General features: G+C 52.7%; 1 protein-coding gene. It reads left to right on the forward strand.

Annotation, left to right across the window (positions count from 1 at the left end; genetic code table 11):
* Positions 1-275, forward strand: a 275-nt coding sequence (locus FGF66_RS12410; protein ID WP_139457960.1) for a transposase, incomplete at both ends; no start/stop codon positions are given.

Consider the following 275-nt stretch of genomic DNA (forward strand, 5'->3'; position numbering starts at 1 on the left):
CCGCTCGTCAAGCTTGAAGCGCATATCGACTGGCAACTCTTCGCGCCCATTCTCGAAGTGGCTTTCAACAAGCCAGCCAACCGCAAACATATGGGCCGACCGCCGTTCGACCGGTTGATGATGTTCAAACTTCTCATTCTTCAGAGCCTGTACAACCTTTCCGACGATCAGACGGAGTACCAGATTACCGACCGGTTGAGCTTCAAGCGCTTTCTGGGACTGAAATCCAGCGACAAGGTTCCGGACAGCAAAACGATCTGGAAATTCCGGGAAAC

It is taken from the genome of Chlorobaculum thiosulfatiphilum (assembly GCF_006265165.1).
Classification (GTDB): domain Bacteria; phylum Bacteroidota; class Chlorobiia; order Chlorobiales; family Chlorobiaceae; genus Chlorobaculum; species Chlorobaculum thiosulfatiphilum.